The organism is Pseudomonas sp. 05N433, from assembly GCF_056396925.1.
In genome coordinates this window covers 231,144-255,707 of record NZ_JBFTML010000010.1, presented here as the reverse complement: position 1 = coordinate 255,707, position 24,564 = coordinate 231,144, and the positions used below count along the sequence as shown (strand labels likewise).

21 protein-coding genes are annotated in these 24,564 nt (G+C 59.8%); 11 read left to right on the top strand and 10 right to left on the bottom strand.

What is annotated here, in order from left to right:
* The first annotated feature begins 86 nt into the window (after positions 1 to 86).
* Positions 87 to 1,295 carry an N-acetylmuramoyl-L-alanine amidase gene (locus AC1DIS_RS08155; protein WP_064621166.1) on the top strand — a complete coding sequence of 403 codons (1,209 nt, stop codon included), beginning with the start codon at positions 87 to 89 and terminating at the stop codon, positions 1,293 to 1,295.
* Here AC1DIS_RS08155 and AC1DIS_RS08150 read toward each other — a convergent pair.
* A complete protein-coding gene (locus AC1DIS_RS08150; RefSeq protein ID WP_477743534.1) occupies positions 1,292 to 1,669 on the bottom strand; it encodes a glutamine synthetase in 378 nt (125 codons plus the stop codon). The two genes, AC1DIS_RS08155 and AC1DIS_RS08150, sit on opposite strands and share 4 nt — an antisense overlap.
* A gap of 142 nt (positions 1,670 to 1,811) precedes the next feature.
* Here AC1DIS_RS08150 and zigA point away from each other — a divergent pair, with 142 nt between their 5' ends.
* Together zigA and AC1DIS_RS08140 are read left to right on the top strand one after the other, a co-directional pair.
* Positions 1,812 to 3,020 carry a zinc metallochaperone GTPase ZigA gene (gene zigA / locus AC1DIS_RS08145; protein ID WP_064621164.1) on the top strand — a complete coding sequence of 403 codons (1,209 nt, stop codon included), beginning with the start codon at positions 1,812 to 1,814 and terminating at the stop codon, positions 3,018 to 3,020.
* On the top strand, positions 3,020 to 3,670 hold the full coding sequence (locus AC1DIS_RS08140; protein ID WP_018927361.1) for a DUF1826 domain-containing protein: 651 nt from the start codon (positions 3,020 to 3,022) through the stop codon (positions 3,668 to 3,670). The genes zigA and AC1DIS_RS08140 overlap by 1 nt, the downstream gene beginning before the upstream one ends.
* Before the next feature lie 4 nt (positions 3,671 to 3,674).
* Here AC1DIS_RS08140 and AC1DIS_RS08135 read toward each other — a convergent pair whose 3' ends face one another.
* The gene (locus tag AC1DIS_RS08135; protein WP_018927362.1) at positions 3,675 to 4,031 is read right to left on the bottom strand and encodes a hypothetical protein; all 357 of its coding nucleotides are present in this window, start codon (positions 4,029 to 4,031) and stop codon (positions 3,675 to 3,677) included.
* Between the two features lie 27 nt (positions 4,032 to 4,058).
* Here AC1DIS_RS08135 and AC1DIS_RS08130 point away from each other — a divergent pair, with 27 nt between their 5' ends.
* Positions 4,059 to 5,024, top strand: a complete 966-nt coding sequence (locus AC1DIS_RS08130) for a CobW family GTP-binding protein (RefSeq protein ID WP_477743535.1) — start codon at positions 4,059 to 4,061, stop codon at positions 5,022 to 5,024.
* A 35-nt stretch (positions 5,025 to 5,059) separates the two neighbouring features.
* Here the strand turns inward: AC1DIS_RS08130 and AC1DIS_RS08125 are convergent, their stop codons facing one another.
* The gene (locus AC1DIS_RS08125) at positions 5,060 to 5,473 is read right to left on the bottom strand and encodes a DUF3301 domain-containing protein (protein ID WP_064621161.1); all 414 of its coding nucleotides are present in this window, start codon (positions 5,471 to 5,473) and stop codon (positions 5,060 to 5,062) included.
* A gap of 120 nt (positions 5,474 to 5,593) precedes the next feature.
* On the opposite strand from AC1DIS_RS08125, the gene pdxY reads away from it, so the two are divergent.
* A complete protein-coding gene (gene pdxY / locus AC1DIS_RS08120) occupies positions 5,594 to 6,466 on the top strand; it encodes a pyridoxal kinase PdxY (RefSeq protein WP_477780818.1) in 873 nt (290 codons plus the stop codon).
* A gap of 80 nt (positions 6,467 to 6,546) precedes the next feature.
* Here pdxY and AC1DIS_RS08115 read toward each other — a convergent pair whose 3' ends face one another.
* Positions 6,547 to 7,029 carry an acyl-CoA thioesterase gene (locus AC1DIS_RS08115; protein WP_007934430.1) on the bottom strand — a complete coding sequence of 161 codons (483 nt, stop codon included), beginning with the start codon at positions 7,027 to 7,029 and terminating at the stop codon, positions 6,547 to 6,549.
* A 203-nt stretch (positions 7,030 to 7,232) separates the two neighbouring features.
* Between AC1DIS_RS08115 and AC1DIS_RS08110 the strand changes: the two genes are divergently transcribed.
* Positions 7,233 to 8,996: a cation:proton antiporter gene (locus AC1DIS_RS08110; protein WP_477743537.1), complete on the top strand. Its 1,764-nt coding sequence runs from the start codon at positions 7,233 to 7,235 to the stop codon at positions 8,994 to 8,996.
* A gap of 165 nt (positions 8,997 to 9,161) precedes the next feature.
* Here the strand turns inward: AC1DIS_RS08110 and AC1DIS_RS08105 are convergent, their stop codons facing one another.
* The 4 genes from AC1DIS_RS08105 to uvrD all read right to left on the bottom strand — a co-directional run bounded on the left by AC1DIS_RS08105 (position 9,162) and on the right by uvrD (position 13,464).
* The gene (locus AC1DIS_RS08105) at positions 9,162 to 9,569 is read right to left on the bottom strand and encodes an SMI1/KNR4 family protein (RefSeq protein ID WP_007934432.1); all 408 of its coding nucleotides are present in this window, start codon (positions 9,567 to 9,569) and stop codon (positions 9,162 to 9,164) included.
* A 133-nt stretch (positions 9,570 to 9,702) separates the two neighbouring features.
* Positions 9,703 to 10,572, bottom strand: coding sequence for a Tim44 domain-containing protein (locus AC1DIS_RS08100; protein WP_086945222.1), 870 nt, complete (start codon positions 10,570 to 10,572; stop codon positions 9,703 to 9,705).
* A 179-nt stretch (positions 10,573 to 10,751) separates the two neighbouring features.
* Positions 10,752 to 11,192, bottom strand: a complete 441-nt coding sequence (locus AC1DIS_RS08095; protein WP_018927368.1) for an EamA family transporter — start codon at positions 11,190 to 11,192, stop codon at positions 10,752 to 10,754.
* 88 nt (positions 11,193 to 11,280) lie between these two features.
* Positions 11,281 to 13,464, bottom strand: a complete 2,184-nt coding sequence (uvrD, locus tag AC1DIS_RS08090) for a DNA helicase II (protein ID WP_007934438.1) — start codon at positions 13,462 to 13,464, stop codon at positions 11,281 to 11,283.
* A 259-nt stretch (positions 13,465 to 13,723) separates the two neighbouring features.
* On the opposite strand from uvrD, the gene AC1DIS_RS08085 reads away from it, so the two are divergent.
* The 3 genes from AC1DIS_RS08085 (at position 13,724) to AC1DIS_RS08075 (ending at position 18,027) form a co-directional block, all read left to right on the top strand.
* Positions 13,724 to 16,597 (top strand): EAL domain-containing protein, encoded by a 2,874-nt coding sequence (locus AC1DIS_RS08085; protein ID WP_477748744.1) that lies wholly within the window; start codon positions 13,724 to 13,726, stop codon positions 16,595 to 16,597.
* Positions 16,598 to 16,732: 135 nt separating this feature from the next.
* Complete coding sequence (gene hexR / locus AC1DIS_RS08080; RefSeq protein ID WP_017850032.1) at positions 16,733 to 17,599, top strand: transcriptional regulator HexR; 867 nt, start codon at positions 16,733 to 16,735, stop codon at positions 17,597 to 17,599.
* Positions 17,600 to 17,814: 215 nt separating this feature from the next.
* Complete coding sequence (locus tag AC1DIS_RS08075; RefSeq protein WP_019020903.1) at positions 17,815 to 18,027, top strand: PA3496 family putative envelope integrity protein; 213 nt, start codon at positions 17,815 to 17,817, stop codon at positions 18,025 to 18,027.
* On the opposite strand, the gene AC1DIS_RS08070 is transcribed toward AC1DIS_RS08075, so the two are convergent.
* On the bottom strand, positions 17,969 to 18,931 hold the full coding sequence (locus AC1DIS_RS08070; RefSeq protein ID WP_018927370.1) for a LysR family transcriptional regulator: 963 nt from the start codon (positions 18,929 to 18,931) through the stop codon (positions 17,969 to 17,971). The two genes, AC1DIS_RS08075 and AC1DIS_RS08070, sit on opposite strands and share 59 nt — an antisense overlap.
* Positions 18,932 to 19,121: 190 nt before the next feature.
* On the opposite strand from AC1DIS_RS08070, the gene AC1DIS_RS08065 reads away from it, so the two are divergent.
* Complete coding sequence (locus AC1DIS_RS08065) at positions 19,122 to 20,537, top strand: acetyl-CoA carboxylase biotin carboxylase subunit (RefSeq protein WP_477780817.1); 1,416 nt, start codon at positions 19,122 to 19,124, stop codon at positions 20,535 to 20,537.
* Between the two features lie 11 nt (positions 20,538 to 20,548).
* On the top strand, positions 20,549 to 22,357 hold the full coding sequence (gene oadA / locus AC1DIS_RS08060) for a sodium-extruding oxaloacetate decarboxylase subunit alpha (protein WP_018927372.1): 1,809 nt from the start codon (positions 20,549 to 20,551) through the stop codon (positions 22,355 to 22,357).
* A 79-nt stretch (positions 22,358 to 22,436) separates the two neighbouring features.
* Here the strand turns inward: oadA and AC1DIS_RS08055 are convergent, their stop codons facing one another.
* Complete coding sequence (locus AC1DIS_RS08055) at positions 22,437 to 24,524, bottom strand: autotransporter outer membrane beta-barrel domain-containing protein (protein WP_305410577.1); 2,088 nt, start codon at positions 24,522 to 24,524, stop codon at positions 22,437 to 22,439.
* Positions 24,525 to 24,564: the final 40 nt, after the last annotated feature.

Here is a 24,564-nt window from a genome sequence, read left to right as displayed (position 1 = left end):
GAGCAGGTCCATCGTGGGAGTTGATTTGGCATGTTATATTATAACAATCAAATCGACGATGCCTTTTTCGTGAACGAGCTTTCATCATGCACAGACGTCACTTGCTCAACCTGATTCTGGCCAGCGCGGCCTTTGCGTTACCTTTTGGTGTGTCGGCCACGCAAATTCGCAATGCACGACTGTGGCGTTCGGACGACAAGCTGCGACTGGTGTTCGATCTGAGCGGGCCGGTGCAGTACAAAACTTTTTCCCTGAGTGCTCCGGAGCGGCTGATCATCGATCTGAGTGGCGCCAACTTCAGTGGCGACTTCAGTCAGCTGGCGCTCGACAACTCGGTGATTCGCGCGATCCGTTCCGGGCATTTCGGTCAGGGCGATACGCGGATCGTCCTCGACCTCAGCGGTCCGGTGCAGCTCAACAGCTTCCTGTTGCCACCACAGGATGGGCAGGGGCACCGATTGGTGCTCGATCTGAAGGCCATTGCTCCGCTACAGATCGCGGCGGCGCCGTCGGAAAAACGTGAGCCCATCATCGACAAGGCTCATCCCAAGCGCGACATCATTGTGGTGGTCGACCCTGGTCACGGCGGCAAAGACCCGGGCGCGGTCGGCGCCAAAGGTGAGCGGGAGAAAGACGTGGTGCTATCGATCGCCCAGCTGTTGGCCAAGAGGCTGAAGCGTGAAAAGGGCTTCGACGTGAAACTGGTGCGTAACGACGACTTCTTCGTCCCGCTGCGCAAGCGCGTGGAGATCGCCCGCAAGCACAAGGCCGACATGTTCATCTCGGTCCATGCGGACGCCGCGCCGCGCCTCACCGCTTCAGGTGCGTCGGTGTACTGCCTGTCCGAAGGCGGTGCGACCTCGGCCACGGCGCGTTTCATGGCGCAACGGGAGAACGGCGCGGACCTGTTGGGCGCCACCAGCCTGCTCAATCTCAAGGACAAGGACCCGATGCTCGCCGGGGTGATTCTCGACATGTCGATGAACGCCACCATCGCCGCCAGTTTGCAGTTGGGCAACACGGTGCTCGGCAGTCTGGCGGGCATTACCACGCTGCATCAGAAGCGTGTGGAGCAGGCGGGATTTGCGGTGTTGAAGTCGCCGGATGTGCCGTCGATTCTGGTGGAAACCGGCTTCATCTCGAACGCCCGCGACAGCCAGCGACTGGTGACGGCGCGGCATCAGCAGGCCGTGGCGGATGGTTTATTCGAAGGCTTGCAGCGTTACTTCCAGAAGAATCCCCCAATGAACAGCTATATCGCCTGGCAGCAGGAGCAGAAAAAGGCACAGGCCTAGCAACCGGTCATCCGGCTACAGGTGAACTTCGCGCTGCTGCCCCCGGAACTGGAGAACCGATTGATGGTTGTCCAGCCAACCCGGCGGTTGTAACCGACCCAGGCTTCGCCATCGGATGCGAGGCCGGTAAAGAACGTCAGTTGCCCGTAGCGGCTGTTGGTTTGCGCCCAATGGCGTTTGCCGGCCACTTCAAAGCCGCGCAAGTAGATCGTGCTACCGACGGTGTTAACGCTGTAGGCATTGCCGTCGGCATCCACGCAGGCCAGCAGATTGGCGCTGCGGGTGCATTTGGCCAGGCTGGGGATTTGTCCCCAGGCATTGACTGCGATCAGCAGCGAAAGGCTCAACAACGAGAATCTCAGAGCGTTTCCCATGGCATTTCTCAAGGAGCGGACAGGTTAAAGCATCGTGCTCTTTGTCGCGGTGAGCAAGAGGAGAGTGGCTTGTTTGTATTGTTATACTATAACATAAATTAAGCCCGACATTGCGACCGGGCATCCCTGTGAGGAATACCTGATGCCCAATCGTCTTCCCGTGACCGTCCTGTCGGGCTTTCTCGGCGCCGGAAAAAGTACACTGCTGAATTACGTACTACGTAATCGCGATAATCTGCGGGTCGCGGTGATCGTCAACGACATGAGCGAAATCAACATCGATGGCAGTGAAGTTCAACGCGATGTCAGCCTGAACCGTGCCGAAGAAAAACTCGTGGAAATGAGCAACGGTTGCATTTGCTGTACGTTGCGCGAAGACCTGCTCGAAGAAGTCAGCAAACTCGCCAGGGACGGTCGTTTCGATTATCTGCTGATCGAGTCCACCGGCATTTCCGAGCCGCTGCCCGTGGCGGAAACCTTCACCTTTCGCGATGAAGAAGGGCAGAGCCTGGCCGACATTGCGCGGCTCGACACCATGGTCACCGTGGTCGACGGCATGAACTTCCTGCTCGACTACCAAGCCGCCGAAAGCCTCGCTTCCCGTGGTGAAACCCTGGGCGAGGAGGACGAGCGCTCGATCACTGACCTGTTGATCGAGCAGATCGAATTCGCCGACGTGATCCTGATCAGCAAGATCGATTTGATCAGCAGCCGCGAACGCCAGGAGCTGATCGCGATCCTCGAACGGCTCAATGCCCAGGCCGAGATCATTCCGATGGTCATGGGTGAAGTGCCGCTCAAGAAAATCCTCAACACTGGGCGTTTCGACTTCGAGAAGGCCGCTCAGGCACCAGGATGGTTACAGGAATTGCGCGGTGAACACGTGCCGGAAACCGAGGAGTACGGTATTGCCTCCACGGCTTATCGGGCGCGGCGACCGTTTCATCCGCAGCGTTTTTTCAGCTTCATCGATCGCCCGTGGGTGAACGGCAAACTGCTGCGTTCCAAGGGCTTTTTCTGGCTGGCCAGCAAACACATGGATGCCGGCAGCTGGTCCCAGGCCGGCGGCTTGATGCGTTACGGGTTTGCCGGGCGCTGGTGGCGTTTCGTGCCGAAAAACCAGTGGCCGCAAGACGAAGAAAGCACCGCCGGGATCATGGAGAACTGGACGGCCGCCACCGGCGATTGCCGGCAGGAACTGGTGTTTATCGGTCAGAACATCGACTTTGCACAACTCACCGCCGAACTTGATAACTGCCTGCTGACGGATGATGAAATGGTCTTGGGCGTCGAGGGGTGGCGGCTGTTGCCCGATCCGTTCGGTCTCTGGCACGAAGAGGCGGCTGCCTGATGCTGGCGCCCAGTCTGAAGCGGCGACCGCTCATTGCTCAGGTTCAAGGTGAAACGCCAAAGGTGCTGACCGGGATTCTGGACGACGGTGTGAACCTCGCCCTCTGGCAACGCCAACTGCCGGCGCACATTGCCGATTTCGGTCGYTTGCTGTTGTCCCTGAACCAGCCGCTGGCCGAGTCGCTTTCCCTTGAAATGGCCAGTGATGAAGCCGAACCCAATCTCCACGGTTTAGCCTCAGGCTTCAGCGATCTTGAAGGTTACGAAGGTTTTATCGCCGACGTTTCCTGGCTGGTCAGCGCGTTCGCCTGCCTGTTGGGCGCCCAACGCATCGGCCTACGCCTGCGGGTTCTGGACAAAGCCATGTGCCCGCGTTTCCACGTCGATCATGTGCCGGTGCGGTTGATCACTACCTACGCAGGGGTCGGCAGCCAGTGGCTGAAAGAAGGGGCGATGGATCGCCGCCGATTAGGCGAGCCTGACGCCGAACCCCAGGATGATTCGCTGATCCAGCGTATCTCCAGCGGCGAAGTGGCGCTGCTTAAAGGAGAGAAGTGGCACGGCAACGAAGGTTTCGGTCTGGTTCACCGTTCGCCGCAGCCGGCACCGGGCGAGCGTCGTTTGATCCTGACCCTCGACTGGCTGGGCTGACAGCTCAAGGTTTGAGCCAGGTTCCCTGGCTCTGGGCTTCGCAAAACGGCTTCAGATACGCCGCATCGGTGGCCACGCCGTAATAGTGAATATCCTGCCGGTAAGGCATATTGGCGACTTGAGCGTTGCTGCATACCCCGAACGCGCCGGCGGGGCATTGGTCGACGTACTGCACCTCGACTTTCTGCCCGGCCAGATTCGGCTGGCAGAAGCCGTCGGCGAACAGTTTTTCCGGGATGTTGCGGTTCTGCTGGCAGACCTTCACGTCCAGCCGCTCAGCCGTACTATGTACCACGCAGGCTTGGGCCAGCGCTTCACCCGACATGAGCGCCAGAAGCAACGACCATCCCATCAACCGCATCCTTTACCTCCTCAGAAAACTTCGACCATGTTGCAGAACATTCCCACCCACGTCATCGCCGGCCCGCTGGGTGCCGGCAAGACCAGTCTGATCAAGCACCTGCTGGCGCAGCGGCCGGCCGGTGAGCGCTGGGCGGTGCTGATCAACGAGTTCGGCCAGATCGGCCTGGATGCTGCGCTGCTGACCCAGGACGTCGATGGTATCGCACTGGGGGAAGTGGCCGGGGGGTGTTTGTGTTGCGTCAATGGTGCGCCGTTTCAGATCGGCCTCGGGCGGCTGCTGCGCAAGGCACGACCGGATCGACTGTTCATCGAGCCCTCCGGGCTGGGGCATCCGGCGCAGTTGCTCAGGCAATTGAGCGAGGCGTCGTGGCAAGGCGTCCTGGCGGTGCAGCCTTGCGTGCTGGTGCTGGACGCCCAGGCGCTCGCGGCTGGAAAACCGCTGCCAGCGGCGCAACTGCAAGCCTTGGACAGTGCCGGGTTGCTGTTGCTGAACAAGGCAGAAAGCCTCGACGACAGTGATCGCCAGCGAGTTGTCGCACAGTTGCCGTCGCGTCCTTTGTACTGGACGCAGCAAGCTGTCTTGCCGCTGAGCGAGTTACCGGGCCTCAAGGCTCAGGCTGTCGCGGGTGTGGATAACTTCATCGTGCCCAAGGGGCTGGCACAGATGCCGGCCATCTGGACTGACCCTGCGCAGCCGATTTGCTTGAGTCAGGCGCAAGAGGGTGGCTGGAGCGTCGGCTGGCGCTGGCATCCGAGTCAGACATTCGATGCCGTRCTTGTCGGAAAGTGGCTTGAGAGCCTTGAATGGCTGCGGGCGAAGCTGGTTATCCACAGCGTCGAAGGTTGGGTGTCGGCCAACGCGCTGAATAACTCGTTACTGGATTGGCAACCCAGCGAATGGCGACGGGATTCGCGCATCGAGCTGATTTTCAGTGAAGTGCAGGATGTTGAGTCGCTGCAAAGAGATCTGGCCGATTGCCGGTCGGTTTGAAGATCAAAAAATCGCAGGCTGCGATCTTTTGATCTTCAGGGACGCCACTTGGTGTGTTCTTGCCGCCACTGGCTCAATTCAATCACCTCGGCGCTGGGTTTTGCGACTTCGACCACCGGCGGTGTGTCGTCGAATGGCATTGGATAGGGCGCGAGCTCGATGTGTGCGCTATGGGCGCCGAACTGAGTGATGGTGCCGTTGTGGCGGGTTTCGCCGGTCACGGTAAATTCGAAGTTATACACACGGGCCAGGCGCCGACGGCCGTTGGCGTCTTTAATGAAAGCGATCTTCTTCAAGGCTACGTTGCCGTCCAGCAGCTCGATCCGCAGCTTGGCGCAATGCTGCTGAACCCGCTCCAGTGCGCGTTCGCGCAAGCCGTGGTTGTGCCACAGCCATGCGCCACCGGTGGCGAGCAGCATCAGCACGAAGATATTTCCTAGGGTCAGCATCAACAGGGTGCTCCAACAAGATAGTGTCAGCTTAACTGCGTCTCTGGTCTGTCGTACAGGCTGCGTTTAGTCGCATACTGCGCGGCTCGAATTTCAATCGGTTTATGGAAAACTCACCGCATGAAACGTACGCCCCATCTGCTCGCCATCCAGTCCCATGTGGTGTTCGGCCACGCTGGCAACAGCGCCGCGGTTTTCCCGATGCAGCGGGTCGGGGTGAACGTCTGGCCACTCAATACCGTGCAGTTCTCCAACCACACGCAATATGGCCAGTGGGCCGGGGAAGTGCTGGCCCCGCATCAGATTCCGGAGTTGGTGGAGGGCATCGCGGCGATTGGCGAACTGGGCAACTGCGACGCCGTGTTGTCCGGCTACCTCGGCAGCGCGGCCCAAGGGCGGGCGATTCTGGCGGGAGTGGAGCGAATCAAATCGATCAATCCCAAAGCCTTGTACCTCTGCGATCCGGTGATGGGCCATCCGGAGAAGGGCTGCAGTGTTCCAGCCGAAGTCAGCGATTTCCTGCTGGAAGAGGCGGCGGCGTTAGCCGACTTCATGTGCCCGAATCAGCTGGAGCTGAACAGCTTCTCGGGGCGCAAGGCGCAGTCACTGTTCGATTGCCTGGCCATGGCGCGGGCGCTGCTGGCGCGCGGTCCGAAGGCGGTGTTGGTCAAGCATCTGGACTATCCCGGCAAACTGACGGATGGCTTCGAGATGTTGCTGGTGACCACTGAAGGCAGCTGGCACTTGCGTCGGCCGTTGCTGGCGTTCCCGCGTCAGCCGGTGGGCGTTGGCGATCTGACTTCCGGGCTGTTCCTGGCGCGTGTGCTGCTGGGTGACAGTCTGCTGAGCGCCTTCGAATTCACCGCGGCGGCGGTGCATGAAGTGCTGCTGGAAACCCAGGCGTGTGCCAGCTATGAACTGGAACTGGTGCGGGCGCAGGACCKGATCGCCCATCCCCGGGTGCGGTTCGAGGCGGTAGCGATCAGTTTGTAATGGTGTGGCGGTAGAAAAGATCGCAGCCTTCGGCAGCTCCCGCGCGTCTGTGGGCGCTGCCCAGGCTGCGATCTTTTGCTTTAAGCGTCGCCCTTGATTTCCTGATAGCGCTTTTCCAGTTCCTGACGAATCTGCCGACGCTGCTGGGCTTGCATGTACCGACGCTTGTCTTCGCTGTTCTGCGGTTGCAGTGGCGGGACGGAGGCCGGTTTACGCTGGTCATCCACCGCGACCATGGTGAAGAAGCAGCTGTTGGTGTGGCGCACCGAGCGCTCGCGAATGTTCTCGGTCACGACCTTGATGCCCACTTCCATCGAGGTATTACCGGTGTAGTTGACCGAGGCCAGAAAGGTCACCAGCTCACCGACATGAATCGGCTCGCGGAAGATCACCTGATCCACCGACAAGGTCACTACGTAACGGCCGGCATACCGGCTGGCGCAAGCGTAGGCCACTTCATCGAGGTATTTGAGCAGGGTGCCGCCGTGGACATTGCCAGAGAAGTTGGCCATGTCGGGGGTCATCAATACCGTCATCGACAGCTGGGCGTTTCCGGGTTCCATAACGTACTCACGGGTTCAAGGCAGGGTTTGGGGGGCACCTCTGTGGGTGCTTGTCGGTGTTTTTCAAACCAACAGTTATCGGGACGCCRGGCGGGGAGGCGCCGTCACGCCCGAAGCGATCTGTTTCCATATATTGCACCGTCTTTGCGCCGGAAGTCGTGGTGTTACCCTTCAAAAGCCCACCCCCGAAGGAGCCACACACCATGCATGCCATCAGTTTCATTCAGGATCTGGCAGTGATCATGTTGATTGCGGGTGTGGTGACCGTGCTCTTTCATCGTCTCAAACAACCGGTGGTGCTCGGCTACATCGTCGCCGGTTTCATTATCGGCCCGCACACGCCGCCCTTCGGCCTGATCCACGACGAAGAAACCATCAAGACCCTCGCCGAGCTCGGGGTGATTTTCCTGATGTTCTGCCTGGGGCTGGAGTTCAGCCTGCGCAAGCTGTTCAAGGTCGGCGCCACGGCGTTTATCGCGGCTTTCCTGGAAATCGTCCTGATGATCTGGATCGGCTACGAAATCGGCCGCTGGTTCGACTGGAATACCATGGATTCGCTGTTCCTCGGCGCGATCCTGGCGATTTCCTCGACCACCATCATCGTCAAGGCGCTCAACGACCTGAAGATGAAGAACGAGCGTTTTGCGCAGTTGATCTTCGGCGTACTGATCGTCGAGGACATCCTCGGTATCGGCATCATCGCCTTGCTGTCGAGCATCGCCGTCAGCGGCACGGTCAGTTCCGGCGAAGTCTTTTCCACCGTCGGCAAGCTTTCCCTGTTCATGATTGTCGCACTGGTCATCGGTATTCTGCTGGTGCCGCGACTACTGGCCTATGTGGCGAAATTCGAAAGCAATGAGATGTTGCTGATTACCGTGCTGGGCCTGTGTTTCGGCTTCTGCCTGCTGGTGGTCAAGCTTGAATACAGCATGGTTCTCGGCGCGTTCCTGATCGGTGCGATCATGGCCGAATCGCGCCAGCTGCTGAAGATCGAGCAGTTGATCGAGCCGGTTCGCGACCTGTTCAGTGCGATCTTCTTCGTCGCCATCGGCCTGATGCTCGACCCGATGATCCTGCTGCAATACGCCTGGCCGATTGCGGTGATCACTGTGGCGGTAGTGCTGGGCAAGATGCTGTCCTGCGGCCTTGGCGCGTTTATCGCCGGCAATGACGGACGCACCTCACTGCGCGTGGGGATGGGGCTTTCACAGATTGGCGAATTCTCTTTCATCATCGCCGCGCTGGGCATGACGCTGCAGGTCACCAGCAGCTTTCTCTATCCGGTGGCTGTGGCCGTCTCGGTGATCACCACGTTGTTGACGCCCTATCTGATCCGCGCGGCCGATCCGCTGTCGATCAAGCTTGCTGCCGTGATGCCGCAGCGCCTGGCTCGTGTGCTGGGGATGTATGGCGAATGGCTGCGCAGCATCCAGCCTCAGGGCGAGGGCGCGCTGTTGGCGTCGATGATTCGGCGGATTCTGTTGCAGGTGGGGGTTAATCTGGCGCTGGTGGTTGCGATCTTTTTATCGGGCGCCTTCTTCGCCGAGCGCATGTCCGTTTACCTGCAAGACTGGATCAGCGACCCGAGCTGGCAGAAAGCGTTGATCTGGGGTGGGGCGTTGCTGTTGTCGCTGCCGTTCCTGATCGCCGCCTATCGCAAGCTCAAGGCGCTGTCGATGCTGCTGGCAGAAATGGGGGTGAAGTCGGAGATGGCCGGCCGCCACACGCAGCGAGTGCGTCGGGTGATCGCCGAAGTGATCCCGATCCTCTCGCTGCTGGTGATTTTCCTGCTGCTGGCGGCCTTGTCGGCCAGTATTCTGCCGACCAACAAGTTGCTGGTGCTGATTGTCGTGGTCGCGGCTGGGATAGCGGCGCTGCTCTGGCGCTGGTTCATCCGCGTGCATACGCGGATGCAGGTGGCCTTGCTGGAAACCCTGGATAACCACAAGGATTCGGCCGAGCATTGAGCGTGACGAATCCCTGTAGCAGCTGCCGAAGGCTGCGTTCGACTGCGCAGCAGTCGCCAATCAGGCTACGAGGTGATTCAGGTTAACCGGGTGTCAGGGTTTACGACTGCTTCGCAGCCGAACGCAGGCTGCGCCAGCTGCTACAAAAAGTCGTGCAGGGTTAAATCAGCTTTCCAGCCAGACGTCCCGTGCCCAGTGCCAGACCGATTCCCAGGTTTCTTCGGCGAGTAACTCTTCTTCGGCCAGCCACAACACCACGGTGCCGTCTTCTTCGACGCAGTAGTAGTTGTCACCGTCCTGGCAGATCGGGATCAGGCTGCGATCAACACCAGCGTCCCAGGCGTTGGCGGCAACGTCCGGCAGGTAGGTGTGGGATTGCGGGTCGGTGACGGTCACCGGCTCCAGGCTGCCGTAGACTACATCGCTGACGGTCAGCAGAAATTCTCTGAATACGAAGGGAATGTCGATGAACAGTTGTTCTTCGATTTCTACCAGCAGATCTTCGTCGGGCAACTCCAAGGGGACCGGTACCGGTTCGTTGGCTTCACGCAGTTGTTCGATGATTTCTTCCACGTCCGGGATCCTCTTGCTTGATGGCGCGGTTTAGTTTGGGCGGTTTATACAGTAGCTCGCTATAGATGCAACCGTGAAATAGAAAACCCCGGCAGAGCCGGGTTTTCATTACAGCATGCGAAACGCGGAGTTATCAGCCGTTCTGGCGGATACCTGCGACCAGCCAAGGCTGGTTTTCGCCCTGTGGACGTTCCATGTTCCAGCTTTCGCTGAACACTTCGCCCTGGTCGAAACGCGAGGTCTTCGACACGCCGCTGAAGGTCAGGGTGGCGATGGTCTTGTCCGCACGGTCATCAACGCCGTCCAGTTGTACCTGGAGGTTGTCGATGTAGGTCGACTGGAAGCCGTCGCCCAGGTCGGCACGTTCGCGCTTGAGGAACTCCAGCAGTTGCGGGGTCACGAACTCGGCGATCTTGTCCATTTCGTTGGCGTCCCAGTGCTGTTGCAGGGACTGGAAATGGTTGCGCGCGGCTTCAACGAAGCGCTGTTCGTTGAACCAGGCCGGAGCATTGATCACCGGACGGGCAACAGGTGCGGCCGAACCGCCGAAGATCGAACCCATGGCTGGCTTCTGCTCGAACACTTCACGTTGCATCGGCGCGCCGGCCGGAGCCATATGCTCCTGCTGTTTGCGACGACGAGCGGCAATGAAGCGGAAGACCAGGAAGGCGATGACCGCCATGATCAGGATGTCGAAGAACTGCATGCCCTGGAAGCCGCCGCCCATGAACATGGAAGCCAGCAGGCCACCGGCCGCGATACCGGCCAGAGGGCCGAGCCAACGCGAAGCACCGCCGGCCTTGGCGGCAGCGCCAGCGGCACCGGCCGCGCCGGCAGTGGCGGCTGCACCGCCCACGCCAGGAGAAGAAGGAGCCATTTGGCTGGTCTGGTGAGTCGGCGCAGCGCCGACACTCTTGCCGCCACCAAAGCGCTTGGCGTTGGCGTCCAGGCTCATCGTCAGGCCGATGCACAACGCCATGGCGATGCTAAGAAAACGTTTCATAAAGGGAATTCCCATTTGTGGATGGCACGCGCGCCATGTTGCACAGCTGAAGTGTTACTGGCTAGCGGCAGAGTGTTTCGGGCTTTTGCCTGACAGGTTGTGTTCAGCTTCAGTCAGCGCAATAAGGCCTGTTAGCGTTAGTCTGTAGGACGAGTGGATAGCTTCTGTAGGAAGGATGCTTAGCGCCGCAGCGCCAGCATGACGACACCGGCCGTAATCAGGCCGATTCCGCTCCATTGGCGCAGGTCGAGTTTTTCACCCAGCAGAATTACGCCGAGCACCGCCACCAGCACCACGCTGAGCTTGTCCACCGGAGCGACCAACGAGGCCGGCCCCAGTTTCAGCGCGCGGAAGTAGCAGATCCACGAGGCACCGGTGGCCAGTCCCGACAGCAGCAGGAACAGGTAGCTCCTGGCCGAGATCGATCCTAATGACTGATATTGGCCCGTGGCGTACAAAATCAAGGCCAGGCTGACCAAAACCACCACCGTGCGCAGCAGCGTGGCGAAGTCCGAGTTAACGTTTTCGATGCCGATTTTGGCGAAAATCGCGGTCATGGCGGCAAACGCCGCCGACATCAGGGCCCAGAATGTCCAGGAAGAAAAGAAACCCGAGCCCATGTTTTTGCGCCTTTTATAAGATCAATCTGAAACACAGAACCTTGTGGGAGTGAGCAGGCTCGCCCCCACAGTAAATCACTGGCAGGTTTTAGATCGCTTCCAGCTTGGCGTAACCGAGCATCAGCCACTTGCTGCCTTCGCTGAAGTTCACCTGCACCCGCGCTTGAGCACCGGCGCCTTCGAAATTCAGGATCACACCGTCGCCGAACACCGAATGCCGCACAGTCTGGCCGAGGCTGAACCCGGTGTCCGGGATCTCGCTGCCGCCGAACAGGCTGCTGGAACTCTGCTGCTGGCCTCCGCCGAACGGACGGCTGACACTGTTGGACAGTCGCACTTCCTGGATCAGGCCTTTCGGCACTTCACGTACGAAACGCGACACCTTGTTGTAGGTCTCGCTGCCGTACAAGCGTCGGGTTTCAGCATACGTCAGCACCAGGTTCTGCATCGCCCGGGTGATACCGACATAGGCCAGACGACGCTCTTCTTCAAGGCGACCGGGTTCTTCCAGGCTCATTTTGTGCGGAAACAGGCCTTCTTCCATGCCCACCAGGAACACGTAAGGGAATTCCAGGCCCTTGGCGCTGTGCAGGGTCATCAACTGAATGCTGTCTTCGTGCTCGTCGGCCTGGGTGTCCCCGGCCTCCAGCGAGGCGTGGCCGAGGAATGCCGCCAGTGGCGATTGCTCTTCGTCCTCTTCCGGGTTTTCGAAGTTGCGCGCGGCGCTGACCAGTTCCTCAAGGTTTTCTACCCGGGCCTGGCCTTTCTCGCCTTTTTCCGCCTGGTGGTAGGCGATCAGCCCCGACTGCTCGATGACGGTCTGGGTCATCAGGTGCAACGGCATTTCCATGCACTTGGCGGCGAGGTTCTCGATCAGCTCCATAAACGCCCCAAGTGCACCGGCAGCGCGCCCGGTCAGGCCCTTGTTGGCCACCAGCTGACGCATGGCTTCCCACATCGACACGTCGCTGTGGCGCGCATGATCGCGAATCGCTTCGACGGTTTTTTCGCCGATGCCACGGGCCGGAACGTTGATCACCCGCTCAAGGGCCGCGTCGTTGCCACGACCTTCCAACAAACGCAGATACGCCATGGCGTTCTTGATTTCTGCCCGTTCGAAGAAGCGCTGACCACCATAAATGCGGTACGGGATGCGCTCGCGCAGCAAGGCTTCTTCCAAAACGCGCGATTGGGCGTTGGAGCGGTACAGAATCGCGATATCACTGCGAGCCAAGCCGGTTTTCAGCGCGCTTTCAATGGTTTCAACCACGTAGCGTGCTTCATCGTGTTCGTTGAACGCGGCGTACAGATTGATCGCTTCGCCTTCGCCACCATCGGTCCACAGCTCTTTGCCCATGCGCCCGGTATTGTTGGCGATCAGGGCGTTGGCGGCCTTGAGGATTCCGGCGGTGGAGCGGTAGTTCTGCTCCAGACGAATGATCTCGGCATCCGGGAAGTCGTCGGAATACTGATAGATGTTCTCGATTTTCGCGCCGCGCCAGCCATAGATCGACTGATCGTCGTCGCCGACCACCATCAGGCTGTCGCCACCCTTGGCCAGCAGACGCAGCCAGGCGTACTGCACGGCGTTGGTGTCCTGGAACTCGTCCACCAGAATGTGCCGGAAGCGCTTCTGATAATGGGCGAGCAGCCCCGGGTGGTCGCGCCACAGATCGAGGGCGCGCAGCAGCAGTTCGGAGAAGTCGATGACGCCGGCACGCAGGCACGCAGCCTCGTAGGCTTCATAAATGCTGCGCATGGTCGCCAGGAACAGATCGCCGCTGGCTTGAATATGTTGTGGACGCAGACCTTCGTCTTTCTGCCCGTTGATGAACCACTGGGCCTGCCGGGCCGGCCAGCGTTGCTCGTCCAGGCCCAACTCGCGGATCACCCGCTTGACCAGCCGTTGCTGGTCGTCGCTGTCGAGAATCTGGAAGGTCTGGCTCAGGCCCGCCTCTTGCCAGTGCGCCCGCAATAAGCGGTGCGCCAGGCCGTGGAAGGTGCCGACCCACATGCCGGCCGGGTTGATACCCATCAGCTGCTCGATGCGATGACGCATCTCGGCAGCGGCCTTGTTGGTGAAGGTCACCGACAGAATGGAGTGGGGCGAGGCGTTTTCGACCTGGATCAACCAGGCGATACGGTGCACCAGCACTCGGGTTTTACCGGAGCCAGCACCGGCCAGGACCAACTGACGACCCACGGAGGCAGCTACGGCCTGGCGTTGGGCATCGTTGAGGGAGTTCAGCAGAAGGGAGAGATCATCGCGCATCGGGGCATTCTAGGGTGCGACGTCACACCGGGCAAACCGAGCTTTGCATTAGCCGATGAAAGAAGCACCGATGACGACCGGTCGGTCACTGGCTGCAAGCAGGGGCGGGGCTCGCCTGGCGGCTTTTACCCCGGATGCGGGCGACTAAAACTTTTGTCTATTTTATGACCTGAGGCAGTTTGGTCCGGGCATTTGCTTGTGTATGCTCCGTCCACAATTCGGGCTCGCATGCTCAACTATAAGAACAAGAACATCGCCTATGACCCTCAGCTCCGACCTGTCGGGCCCCTCCGTGGAGCCTCGGGCTATCCGCAAACAGTACGCCATGGAGATGGCGGTCGAACGCACGCGTCTGCTGTACCAGGGCTCGCTCTTGCCGACGCTTTTCATGTTGATCAACGGTCTGGTCTGCGCCGGGTTGCTCTGGAGCCCGCAACGCTACTTCGTGGTCAGTGTCTGGCTGGTCTGGTTATTGTCGCTGGTGGCGTTGCGGGTGATTCAAGTCGCGGCCTTCGATTCGGCGATTCCCAACCGTCAGGCCCATCCGATCTGGCGTCGCATGTTTCTGCTCGGTTCGGCGATGACCGGCCTGACCCTGGCCGGTGCCGGCATCGCGCTGGTGCCCGCTGACAATTTCATCCAGCAAGCCTGGGTATTCGGTCTGATCGGCGCCGCAGCCCTTTCGGCCAGCGTCGCTTATGCGGTCAGCCTGCCAGCATTTCTATCCTTTACCTTGCCCTGTCTGTTGCCCGCCATCGGTTATCTGTTCTGGGGCGGCGATGAACAGGAGCAGGGCTGGGGCTGGTTCGGGCTGATTCTTCTGGGCTCGTTGAGCGTGGTCGCCTGGCAGGTCAATCGGTTGATCGATCAGGGTTTGTTGCGGCGTTTTCAAAATCAGGCGCTGATCGAACACTTGCAGCAAGCGCAAAGTCGCAGCGAGCAACTCAATCACGAACTGGCCAAGGAAATCGACCAGCGTCGTCGCGCCGAAGAAGAATTGCGCGAAACCCAGGTCGACCTTGAAAACCGGGTTGCCCAACGCAGTCTGGAGCTGGATGCGGCCAACCAGGCCTTGAGCAAGAGCGAAGCGCGGCTGGCGCTGGCGTTGAAAGCGAGTGAGCTCGGTTTGTGGGACTGGAACCTGCAGACCGACGAAGTTCATCACACTCAGCTCCAGGAGTTGTTCGGGCTGGAGCCGGAATACGTGACGGCAATGCTCCGCCACCTCAAGCCGAGGCTGCATCCCGACGACTTGCCAGCGCTGAAGCGGGCGCTGGTCGAGCATTTGAAGGGCCGCACCGAGGATTATCAGATCGAGTACCGCGTTCGGCATGGCGATGGCCATTGGGTCTGGATCGAGGACCGTGGTCGAGCGGTCGAGCGTAGTGAAAATGGCCGGGTGATCCGCATGGTCGGCACCCGCCGCGATATCAGTGCCAGCAAGCACCTGGAAGAACAGCGCCAACTGGCGGCGACGGTGTTCGAGGCGGCCAGCGAAGGCATCGTGATTTTCGACCCGAATTACGCACTGATCGCGGTCAATCAGGCTTTCAGTCGGGTAACTGGCTATGAAATCGATGACATGCTCGGGCGCAACGTGGTCGATTTGCCCTGCAGCCGCGACGCCTGTCGGCATTACGCGGCGATTCGTCAGGCGCTGGAGCAGCACGGTAGTTGGCAGGGCGAGTTGGTCGAGACCCGCAAGAATGGCGAGTTGTATCCGCAGTGGCTGCAACTGAATGCCGTACGCGATTTGCGGGGAAATGTCAGTCATATCGTCGGCTTCTTCGCTGATCTGTCCGCTCGGCGTGAATCCGAAGAGCGTATGCGCTACCTCACCCATTACGACGAGCTCACGGGGCTGGCCAACCGTTCGTTATTCCGTGAACGACTAAGCGAGGCTCATCAGCGGGTGCGTCAGGGCGGTCGGCGCAGCCTGGCGCTGCTGCACATCAATCTGGATCGCTTCAAGTTGCTCAACGACAGCCTCGGCCACGAAATCGCCGATCAGCTGTTACAGAAAATGGCCCGGCGGTTGGTCAATGCGTTGCCGGAAGCGGACACCATCGCCCGGTTGTCCGGCGATGAATTTGCGGTGCTGTTCGACGCCTACGGCAACCTGTCGAGCCTGGCGCGCGTGGCGACCCGATTGTCGACCAAGCTGCGTTTGCCGATCACTGTCGAGGGGCATGAACTGGTGATGAGCGCGTCCATGGGCATCAGCCTGTTGCCGGACACCGCACGGGAGATTTCCGCGCTGGTCAGCCAGTCGAACATGGCCATGCAGCATGCCAAACACTTGGGCGGCAACAACTTCCAGTTCTACACCGACAGCCTGCAGGCCAGCACGCTCGAGCGTTTGCAGCTTGAGAACCAATTGCGCAAAGCCATCGAAGAAAAGCAGTTGAAGGTGTTTTATCAACCGAAACTCTGCCTCGCCACCGGCCGGTTGAATGCCGCCGAAGCGCTGGTGCGCTGGAATCACCCGACCCTTGGCCAGGTACCGCCGGGGGATTTCATCGGTCTGGCCGAGGAAACCGGCCTGATCAACGCTATCGGCGAGTTCGTCTTGCGTCAGGCCTGCTGGCAAGCCTGCGAATGGCAACGTCAGGGGCTTGAGCCGATTCGGGTGTCGGTCAATCTGTCGGTGCATCAGCTGCGTCAGGGGAAACTGGTCAGCCTGGTGCGCCAGGTGCTGGAGGAAACCGGTCTGGCGCCGCACTATCTGGAGCTGGAACTTACCGAAAGCCAGTTGCTGGACAGCGTCGAGCACATCATCGCGACCTTCCAGCAATTGCGCGATCTGGGGGTGAAGCTGGCGATCGACGATTTTGGTACCGGGTATTCGTCTCTGAGCTACCTCAAACGTATTCCTGTGGATTACGTGAAGATCGATCAGGCATTTATCCGTGGGCTGGGGGAGAGCAGTGAAGATGCGGCGATTACCCGGGCGATCATTGCCATGGCCCACGGCCTGTCGTTGAAAGTGGTGGCCGAAGGCGTCGAACGGCCGGAGCAGCTGGAGTTTCTGAAGGTCGAGCATTGCGATGAAGTGCAGGGTTATTGGATCAGCCGTCCGGTTGAGGCTGCAGACCTGGCTGAGCTGTTGCGCGCGGACGAAAAAACCTCGTAGGTGCTACATGGAGCATATGTCGCGTGATATGGGGACATTGAGTTATGCATTGAGCAGGCAAAAAGCCGATTCATGTAGTATAACTACAAGCGTGCTACATCCCCGGCACCTGCCAATGACAAAGAGTCCAGCCCCTTGAATCTGCTGCAACACATCGCCCAGTCACGCCACCTGTTACGCAAGTCGGAGCTCAAGGTCGCCGACCACGTGCTGCTTGATCCTGCGGCGGTGATGCACAGTTCCATGGCCGACCTGGCCCACAGCGTAGGCATCAGCGAGCCGACCATCGTGCGGTTTTGCCGCGCCATCGGTTGCTCCGGGTTCCAGGATTTGAAACTGAAGCTGGCGCAGAGCCTGGCGGCCGGCGCGAGCTTCGGGCAATTCGCGATCCATGAAGACGATTCGGTTGCCGACTACAGCCTGAAAATCTTCGACACCACCCTGCATACCCTGATGGAAGTTCGCGAGAAACTTGACCCGGTAGCGTTGCAGAAGGCCGTGACCGCGATGTCCCAGGCCCAGCGTGTCGAGTTCTACGGCTTCGGTGCGTCGGGTGCGGTGGCGGCGGATGCCCAGCACAAGTTCTTCCGTTTGTTGCTGACTGCGGCGGCGTATTCCGACCCGCACATGCAGGCGATGTCGGCGGTGACCTTGAAGCCGACCGACGTGGCGATCTGCATTTCCCAGTCCGGTCGCTCAAAGGACCTGTTGATCACCGCCAACCTGGTGCGCGAAAGCGGCGCCACGCTGATCACCCTGTGCCCGAGCCAGACACCGTTGGCCGAGCTGTCGACCGTTAACCTGGCGATCGACGTGCACGAAGACACTGAAATCTACACGCCGCTGACGTCGCGCATCGCCCACCTGGTAGTGATCGATGTGTTGGCGATGGGCGTGGCCATGGCCCGTGGGCCGAGCCTGGTCAATCACTTGAAAAGCGTCAAGCGCAGCCTTCGCAGCTTGCGGTTGTCGCCAAAGTCAGTAAAAGCGCTGGACGATTGATTCTGGCTGGAATTGTGGCGAGGGAGCTTGCTCCCGCTCGGCTGCGCAGCAGTCGCAAAATCTTAGGGCTGCTTTGCGACCCAGCGGGAGCAAGCTCCCTCGCCACAGGTTCGCGGTCAGCCAGTGAGTTTCATCGTTCTGTAACCCTCCCGCCGCCAAACCGTCATCCCTCGCGCCTATCTTGAAACTCCCGTACTCGCCTTGGGAGACTCGAAATGGCCCAGCCCTACGAAGAACGCAACAGCGCCGTCAAAACCCGTCGTCAGCAAGAAGACCAGCGCCGCATGGAATTTCGCCGCGCCATCGAAGATCGCTGCGAACGCCGCCAGCTTCTGGCCGAAATCGGCGAATTTCCCGACGACCTCGAACTCAACTACTGGCAGGCAGCACCGGTAACTTCCCGTCGAAACGCTCAACCAGTGCGCTGATTTGCGCTCGTTCGCTGCGGATAAACGCAAGGAATGCGTGGGCCACCGGCGATAGCCGTTTGGCCTTGGCCTGCACCAGGCACCAGCTACGCAGCAGCGGCAGCTCTTCGACCGGCAGCTCGATCAGGCCACCGGTCGCCAACTCAAGGTTCAGGGCGTGGCGCGTCAGCAGCGCCAGGCCCAGACCCGCCAGCACGCATTCACGCTGAGCTTCCGCCGAGGCGACCTCCTGGGTCTGGGTGAAGTGCACGCGCTTCTCTTTGAAATACTCCTCGCAGGCCAGTCGCGTGCCGGAACCGGGTTCGCGCAGCAGCAGCGTGTAGGGTTCCAGATCCTGCAAGCGCAATGGACCCATGTGGCACAGCGGATGATCCGGTGGCGCCACGGCTACAATCGGGTTGTTGAGGAACGGCAGGAATTCCAGCCCCATGTCCTGGGGGACCATCGACATGATCACCAGATCATCACGGTTATCCGACAGGCGCCGGATGACCTGGCCACGGTTGACCACCGTCAGGTGCAGGTTCACTTCCGGGTGCTGGCGCTTGAACGCGGCAAACAGATGCGGCACGAAATACTTGGCGCTGGACTCCACCGCCAGTTTCAGCTGACCTTGCAATGAGCCTTGCATGTCCGACAGCTGCATATCGAGGTTTTCCAGGCGCCCGAAAATGTCCCGGCTGGCGCGCTGCAGCGCTTCGGCCGCCTCGGTCATGTAGAGTTTTTTGCCGACATAATCGAACAAGGGCTGACCGATCAGCTCTTCAAGTTGACGAATCTGTAGGCTCACGGCAGGTTGTGTGAGAGACATTTCGTCGGCAGCGCGGCTGTAGGACCTTAAATCGCACACCTCATTGAAGATCTGCAATTGACGCAATGTCATACGCATCAATGACTTACGCATTTTCTATAAATCCTGAGCGAAGGTCGATGACTCAACTATAAGTCTTTGCTTATGTCTGACCCAATTATTATTCATTTTTGTTAATCCCTTGCGACAGCTAGTGTGGAGCTGCGACTGAATTGAAACATTTGGTCACGCGTCGACCTGTCTAATCGGGTCGTGGGTGCCACCGGCTCAAGGGAACCTCCAAGTGATAAAAAAGATCCTGATTGCCAACCGTGGTGAGATTGCCGTACGAATCGTGCGCGCCTGCGCCGAAATGGGCATTCGCTCGGTCGCGATCTATTCCGACGCCGACCGTCATGCTTTGCATGTGAAGCGTGCGGACGAGGCCCACAGCATCGGTGCCGAGCCATTGGCCGGCTACCTGAACCCGCGCAAGCTGGTGAACCTGGCGGTGGAAACCGGTTGCGATGCGTTGCACCCCGGCTACGGCTTTCTTTCGGAAAATGCCGAGCTGGCGGACATCTGCGCCGAACGCGGAATCAAATTCATCGGCCCGTCGGCGGAAGTCATTCGCCGCATGGGCGACAAGACCGAAGCGCGCCGCAGCATGATCAAGGCCGGCGTGCCGGTCACACCGGGCACCGAAGGCAACGTGTCGGGCATCGAAGAGGCCCTGACCGAAGGCGACCGCATCGGTTACCCGGTGATGCTCAAGGCTACCTCCGGTGGTGGCGGACGCGGCATTCGTCGTTGCAACAGTCGCGAAGAACTCGAACAAGCCTTTCCGCGAGTGATTTCCGAAGCCACCAAGGCTTTCGGTTCGGCGGAAGTGTTCCTGGAAAAATGCATCGTAAACCCGAAACATATCGAAGCGCAGATCCTCGGCGACAGCTTCGGCAACGTGGTGCACCTGTTCGAGCGTGACTGCTCGATCCAGCGTCGCAACCAGAAGCTGATCGAGATCGCTCCGAGCCCGCAACTGACTCCGGAACAGCGCGCCTACATCGGCGACCTGTCGGTTCGTGCAGCCAAGGCCGTGGGTTACGAGAACGCCGGTACCGTGGAGTTCCTGCTCGCCGAGGGCGAGGTGTACTTCATGGAGATGAACACCCGGGTGCAGGTGGAACACACCATCACTGAAGAAATCACCGGCATCGACATCGTTCGCGAGCAGATCCGCATCGCATCCGGTTTGCCGCTCTCGGTGAAACAGGAAGACATCCTGCACCGTGGTTTCGCGCTGCAGTTCCGGATCAACGCCGAAGACCCGAAAAACAACTTCCTCCCGAGTTTCGGCAAGATCACCCGTTACTACGCGCCCGGCGGTCCCGGCGTGCGCACCGACACAGCGATCTATACCGGCTACACCATTCCGCCGTTCTACGATTCGATGTGCCTGAAACTGGTGGTCTGGGYGCTGACCTGGGAAGAGGCGATGGACCGTGGCCTGCGGGCCCTCGACGACATGCGTCTGCAAGGGGTCAAGACCACCGCCGCGTACTACCAGGAAATCCTGCGTAACCCGGAATTCCGTAGCGGCCAGTTCAACACCAGCTTCGTTGAAAGCCACCCTGAACTGACCAACTACTCGATCAAGCGCAAACCCGAAGAGCTGGCCCTGGCCATCGCCGCCGCCATCGCCGCCCACGCAGGCCTGTGAGGAATAGAACAATGAGCAAACAAATCCACGTTACCGACACAATCCTGCGCGACGCCCATCAATCGCTGCTCGCCACCCGCATGCGCACCGAAGACATGCTGCCGATCTGCGACAAACTCGACAAAGTCGGTTACTGGTCGCTGGAAGTCTGGGGCGGTGCGACCTTCGACGCCTGCGTACGCTTCCTGAAAGAAGACCCGTGGGAGCGTCTGCGCCAACTGCGCGCCGCGTTGCCTAACACGCGCCTGCAAATGCTCCTGCGTGGCCAGAACCTGCTGGGCTACCGCCATTACAGCGACGACGTGGTCAAAGCCTTCGTCGCCAAGGCCGCGGTCAACGGCATCGACGTGTTCCGTATCTTCGACGCCATGAACGACGTGCGTAACCTGCGCGTGGCCATCGAAGCGGTGAAAGCTGCCGGCAAACACGCCCAGGGCACCATCGCCTACACCACCAGCCCGGTGCACACCATCGAGGCTTTCGTGGCGCAAGCCAAGCAAATGGAAGCCATGGGTTGCGACTCGGTGGCGATCAAGGACATGGCCGGTCTGCTGACCCCGTACGCCACGGGTGAACTGGTCAAGGCACTGAAGGCCGAGCAATCGCTGCCGGTGTTCATCCACTCCCACGACACCGCCGGCCTGGCTGCGATGTGCCAACTCAAGGCCATCGAAAACGGCGCCGACCATATCGACACCGCGATCTCCAGCTTCGCCTGGGGCACCAGCCACCCGGGCACCGAATCGATGGTCGCCGCCCTTAAAGGCAGCGAGTTCGACACCGGCCTGAACCTGGAGCTGCTGCAAGAGATCGGCCTGTACTTTTACGCCGTGCGCAAGAAGTACCACCAGTTCGAAAGCGCGTTCACTGCCGTCGACACTCGCGTGCAGGTCAACCAGGTTCCGGGCGGGATGATTTCCAACCTGGCCAACCAGTTGAAAGAGCAGGGCGCCCTGAATCGCATGAGCGAAGTGCTGGCTGAAATCCCGCGCGTTCGCGAAGACCTCGGCTTCCCGCCGCTGGTGACCCCGACCTCGCAAATCGTCGGCACCCAGGCGTTCTTCAACGTGCTGGCCGGCGAGCGCTACAAGACCATCACCAACGAAGTGAAGCTTTACCTGCAAGGCGGCTACGGCAAGGCGCCGGGCACTGTGAACGAAAAGCTGCGTCGTCAGGCCATCGGCAGCGAAGAGGTGATCGACGTGCGTCCGGCCGATCTGCTCAAGCCGGAGATGACCAAGCTGCGTGCCGAAATAGGCGCCGTGGCCAAGTCTGAAGAAGACGTGCTGACCTACGCCATGTTCCCGGACATCGGCCGCAAGTTCCTCGAAGAACGCGCAGCCGGCACCCTGACACCGGAAGTGCTGCTGCCGATTCCGGAAGCAGGCGGTGTGGCTTCGGCCGGTGGTGAAGGCGTGCCGACCGAGTTCGTCATCGACGTTCACGGCGAAACCTATCGCGTCGACATCACTGGTGTGGGCGTCAAGGCTGAAGGCAAACGCCACTTCTACCTGTCCATCGACGGCATGCCGGAAGAAGTGGTGTTCGAACCGCTCAACGAGTTCGTCAGCGGCGGCAGCAGCAAGCGCAAGCAAGCCACTGCACCGGGCCACGTCAGCACCACCATGCCGGGCAACATCGTCGACGTTCTGGTCAAGGAAGGCGACACCGTGAAAGCCGGCCAAGCCGTGCTGATCACCGAGGCGATGAAGATGGAAACCGAAGTCCAGTCGGCCATCACCGGCAAAGTCACCGCCATCCACGTGGCCAAGGGCGACCGGGTGAACCCGGGCGAGATCCTGATCGAGATCGAAGGCTGAGTTAACAGCCTCGATATACCGCTTTAAACCTCGGGGGGGCATGTGCTCCCCTTTTTTTTTCGCACTGGGTTTGTGGCTGTTAGAAACTCATTCGCCACTGACCCGTCACGCCGTGGTTACGGCTGTCGGTGCCGATCTCGCCAGTGAGTCCGATGCCCAGGGTGTGTCTTGCTGACAATCCAAGGTCCAGCCCTGTATCGACCAGCAGGCTGTCACGATCCAGCGGCGCACCGGAAACGGTGAAGTTTTTTCCGCCCGTTACCAATCGTTGGCGGGTATCGCTGTAGACGTCCCCGTAAGTATGTTTCCAGCCGGCACTGAACCGTGGCGTCAGCTGCATGCCGTTATCCAGAGTGTTGAGCTTCGCCAGCCGCAGGCCGAACGTGCTGTTCAAATTGTTCTGCGTTTGACCGTGTACCTTCAGAGCCGCAGCGCCACCTTTTTCCGTGTAAGTGTCGCGTTGATAGCGCTGGTAGCCCAGGCTGGCAAACGGTTCGATGCTGACGTTCGTCCGCCCCAGGTTGTAACCCAATTCCGCAAAGGCCTGCTGGGTGTTGGCATCGTAACGGCCTTCGGGGCGGTCGCTGAAACCTTTGAAGGCAACCCGGCGTTTAGTGCTGCCATCGTGACTGCTGTAGGTCGCACCCAGGCGCAGGGACATTGGTCCGTTTTGACGCAGGGCATAAGCTCCCAAATGCCAGCTGTCGAGATCGCCGTCGAGTCCGCGGCTGTCCAGGCGCGTTTCGGATTTTCCGCTCATCACCCCGATGCGCCATTCTTCATCGATGCCCCAATCAGCTCCCAGTACCAGACCGTGGGTTGTGTGTTTCAGAGCGTCGTAGTCGCGATCCAGCGTTCCACCGTGACCCAATGCTTGAAGCCAGACTCGGCCATTGTCTTCGCTGCCGGCGGCCAGGCGTGGCGCATTGCGCCTGGTGGAATTGCTGTAGCTACTGGTGCTGTGCAGCTGACGCATGGCCGAGAGCATGGTCGCGCTGATTGGGCTGTCACTGTTCAGGGTCGCTTTCGCAAGGTTGGCGTTGTTGCCGCCGTCCAGCTGGTCGATGGCCTGGGAGGCTGTTTCGGTGGTGGAGGCAAGCAGGGCCGTGACAGCGGCGTTCGCGGTATTGGGAGGTGTCTGCGCCGTCGGACTGGCTTTGGGTTCTTCAATACTGCGGGCGAGTTCCCGACCGTTTTTGTTGGTTGCGAGACTCTCGAAAGGCACTTCGTTGCGAGCGTAGGTCAGGCGGACGGCCTTTTCGTCGCTGTAGTCCGGGGTGGCCGTCATGAATGCAAGATTGTTTTCAATATTGCCGAAATGCCCATCGACCTTGTCGGCCTCGATAATGGTGTACTGGGTGGTTTGCGGATAGTCACCCGATACTGCGACGATTTTCAGGGTGGCATTGCCGAGGCTGGCGGTGCCGTCGACTTTGATCGTTTCGTGACGGCCGTCGGGGTTGACCTCATAGGCCAGGATGGCTGAGTTGGACAGGTTCAAATTGCCTTTGACCCTTGGGGCGCCATGCAATCCATCGACGTTGACGCGGCCGGAGACATCCAGGCCACCGACGGTGCCTGCACCTGCAAAAGTACCGCCGTGCGCGACTGTTACATGACCTTTGATGTCGCCATTGTTGAAGAGCTTTCCGACCGTAATCGCCCCACCTTCGATTTTCCCGTCATTGGTCAGGATGCCGTCATCGAGCACCACCACACCCTTGTTGAAATCTCCGGTACTGGTCAGCGTCCAGGATCCCTGCGAAACATACAGGCCGTTGAAGTTGCGGGTATTCCCCAATCGGCCACCGTCAGTTGCATCAAGCTGTATGACGTTGGTTCCTTTGCCGCCATCGACCCGACCTTCGAAGCTTCCACCATTTTTGACGATGATGAGGTCATCTCTATTTTCCGGTCTCAGGGAAGTACCTCGCCGAGCGGGCTGCGGCGCATCAATCACCGTTTGAAAGGTGGTGTCCGCCTCGATAAAGGCTAGAAGCCGGGTAAGCGGGTGCGGCTCAGTATCAAGCTGCCCGGTTACCTCAGCGATATTCGTCGCCTCAGCTTGCGCGGGTAGTTGTTGGGCGCTTGAAAATTCGGCGCAACCCAGCGCAAGCGCAATGGCCAGCGCCAGGTGTTGTGGTCGGTATTTGTGTTGAACGGGCATCGAGTACGGCCTCTTTTGATGGGAGGCCAAACTCTAAAAG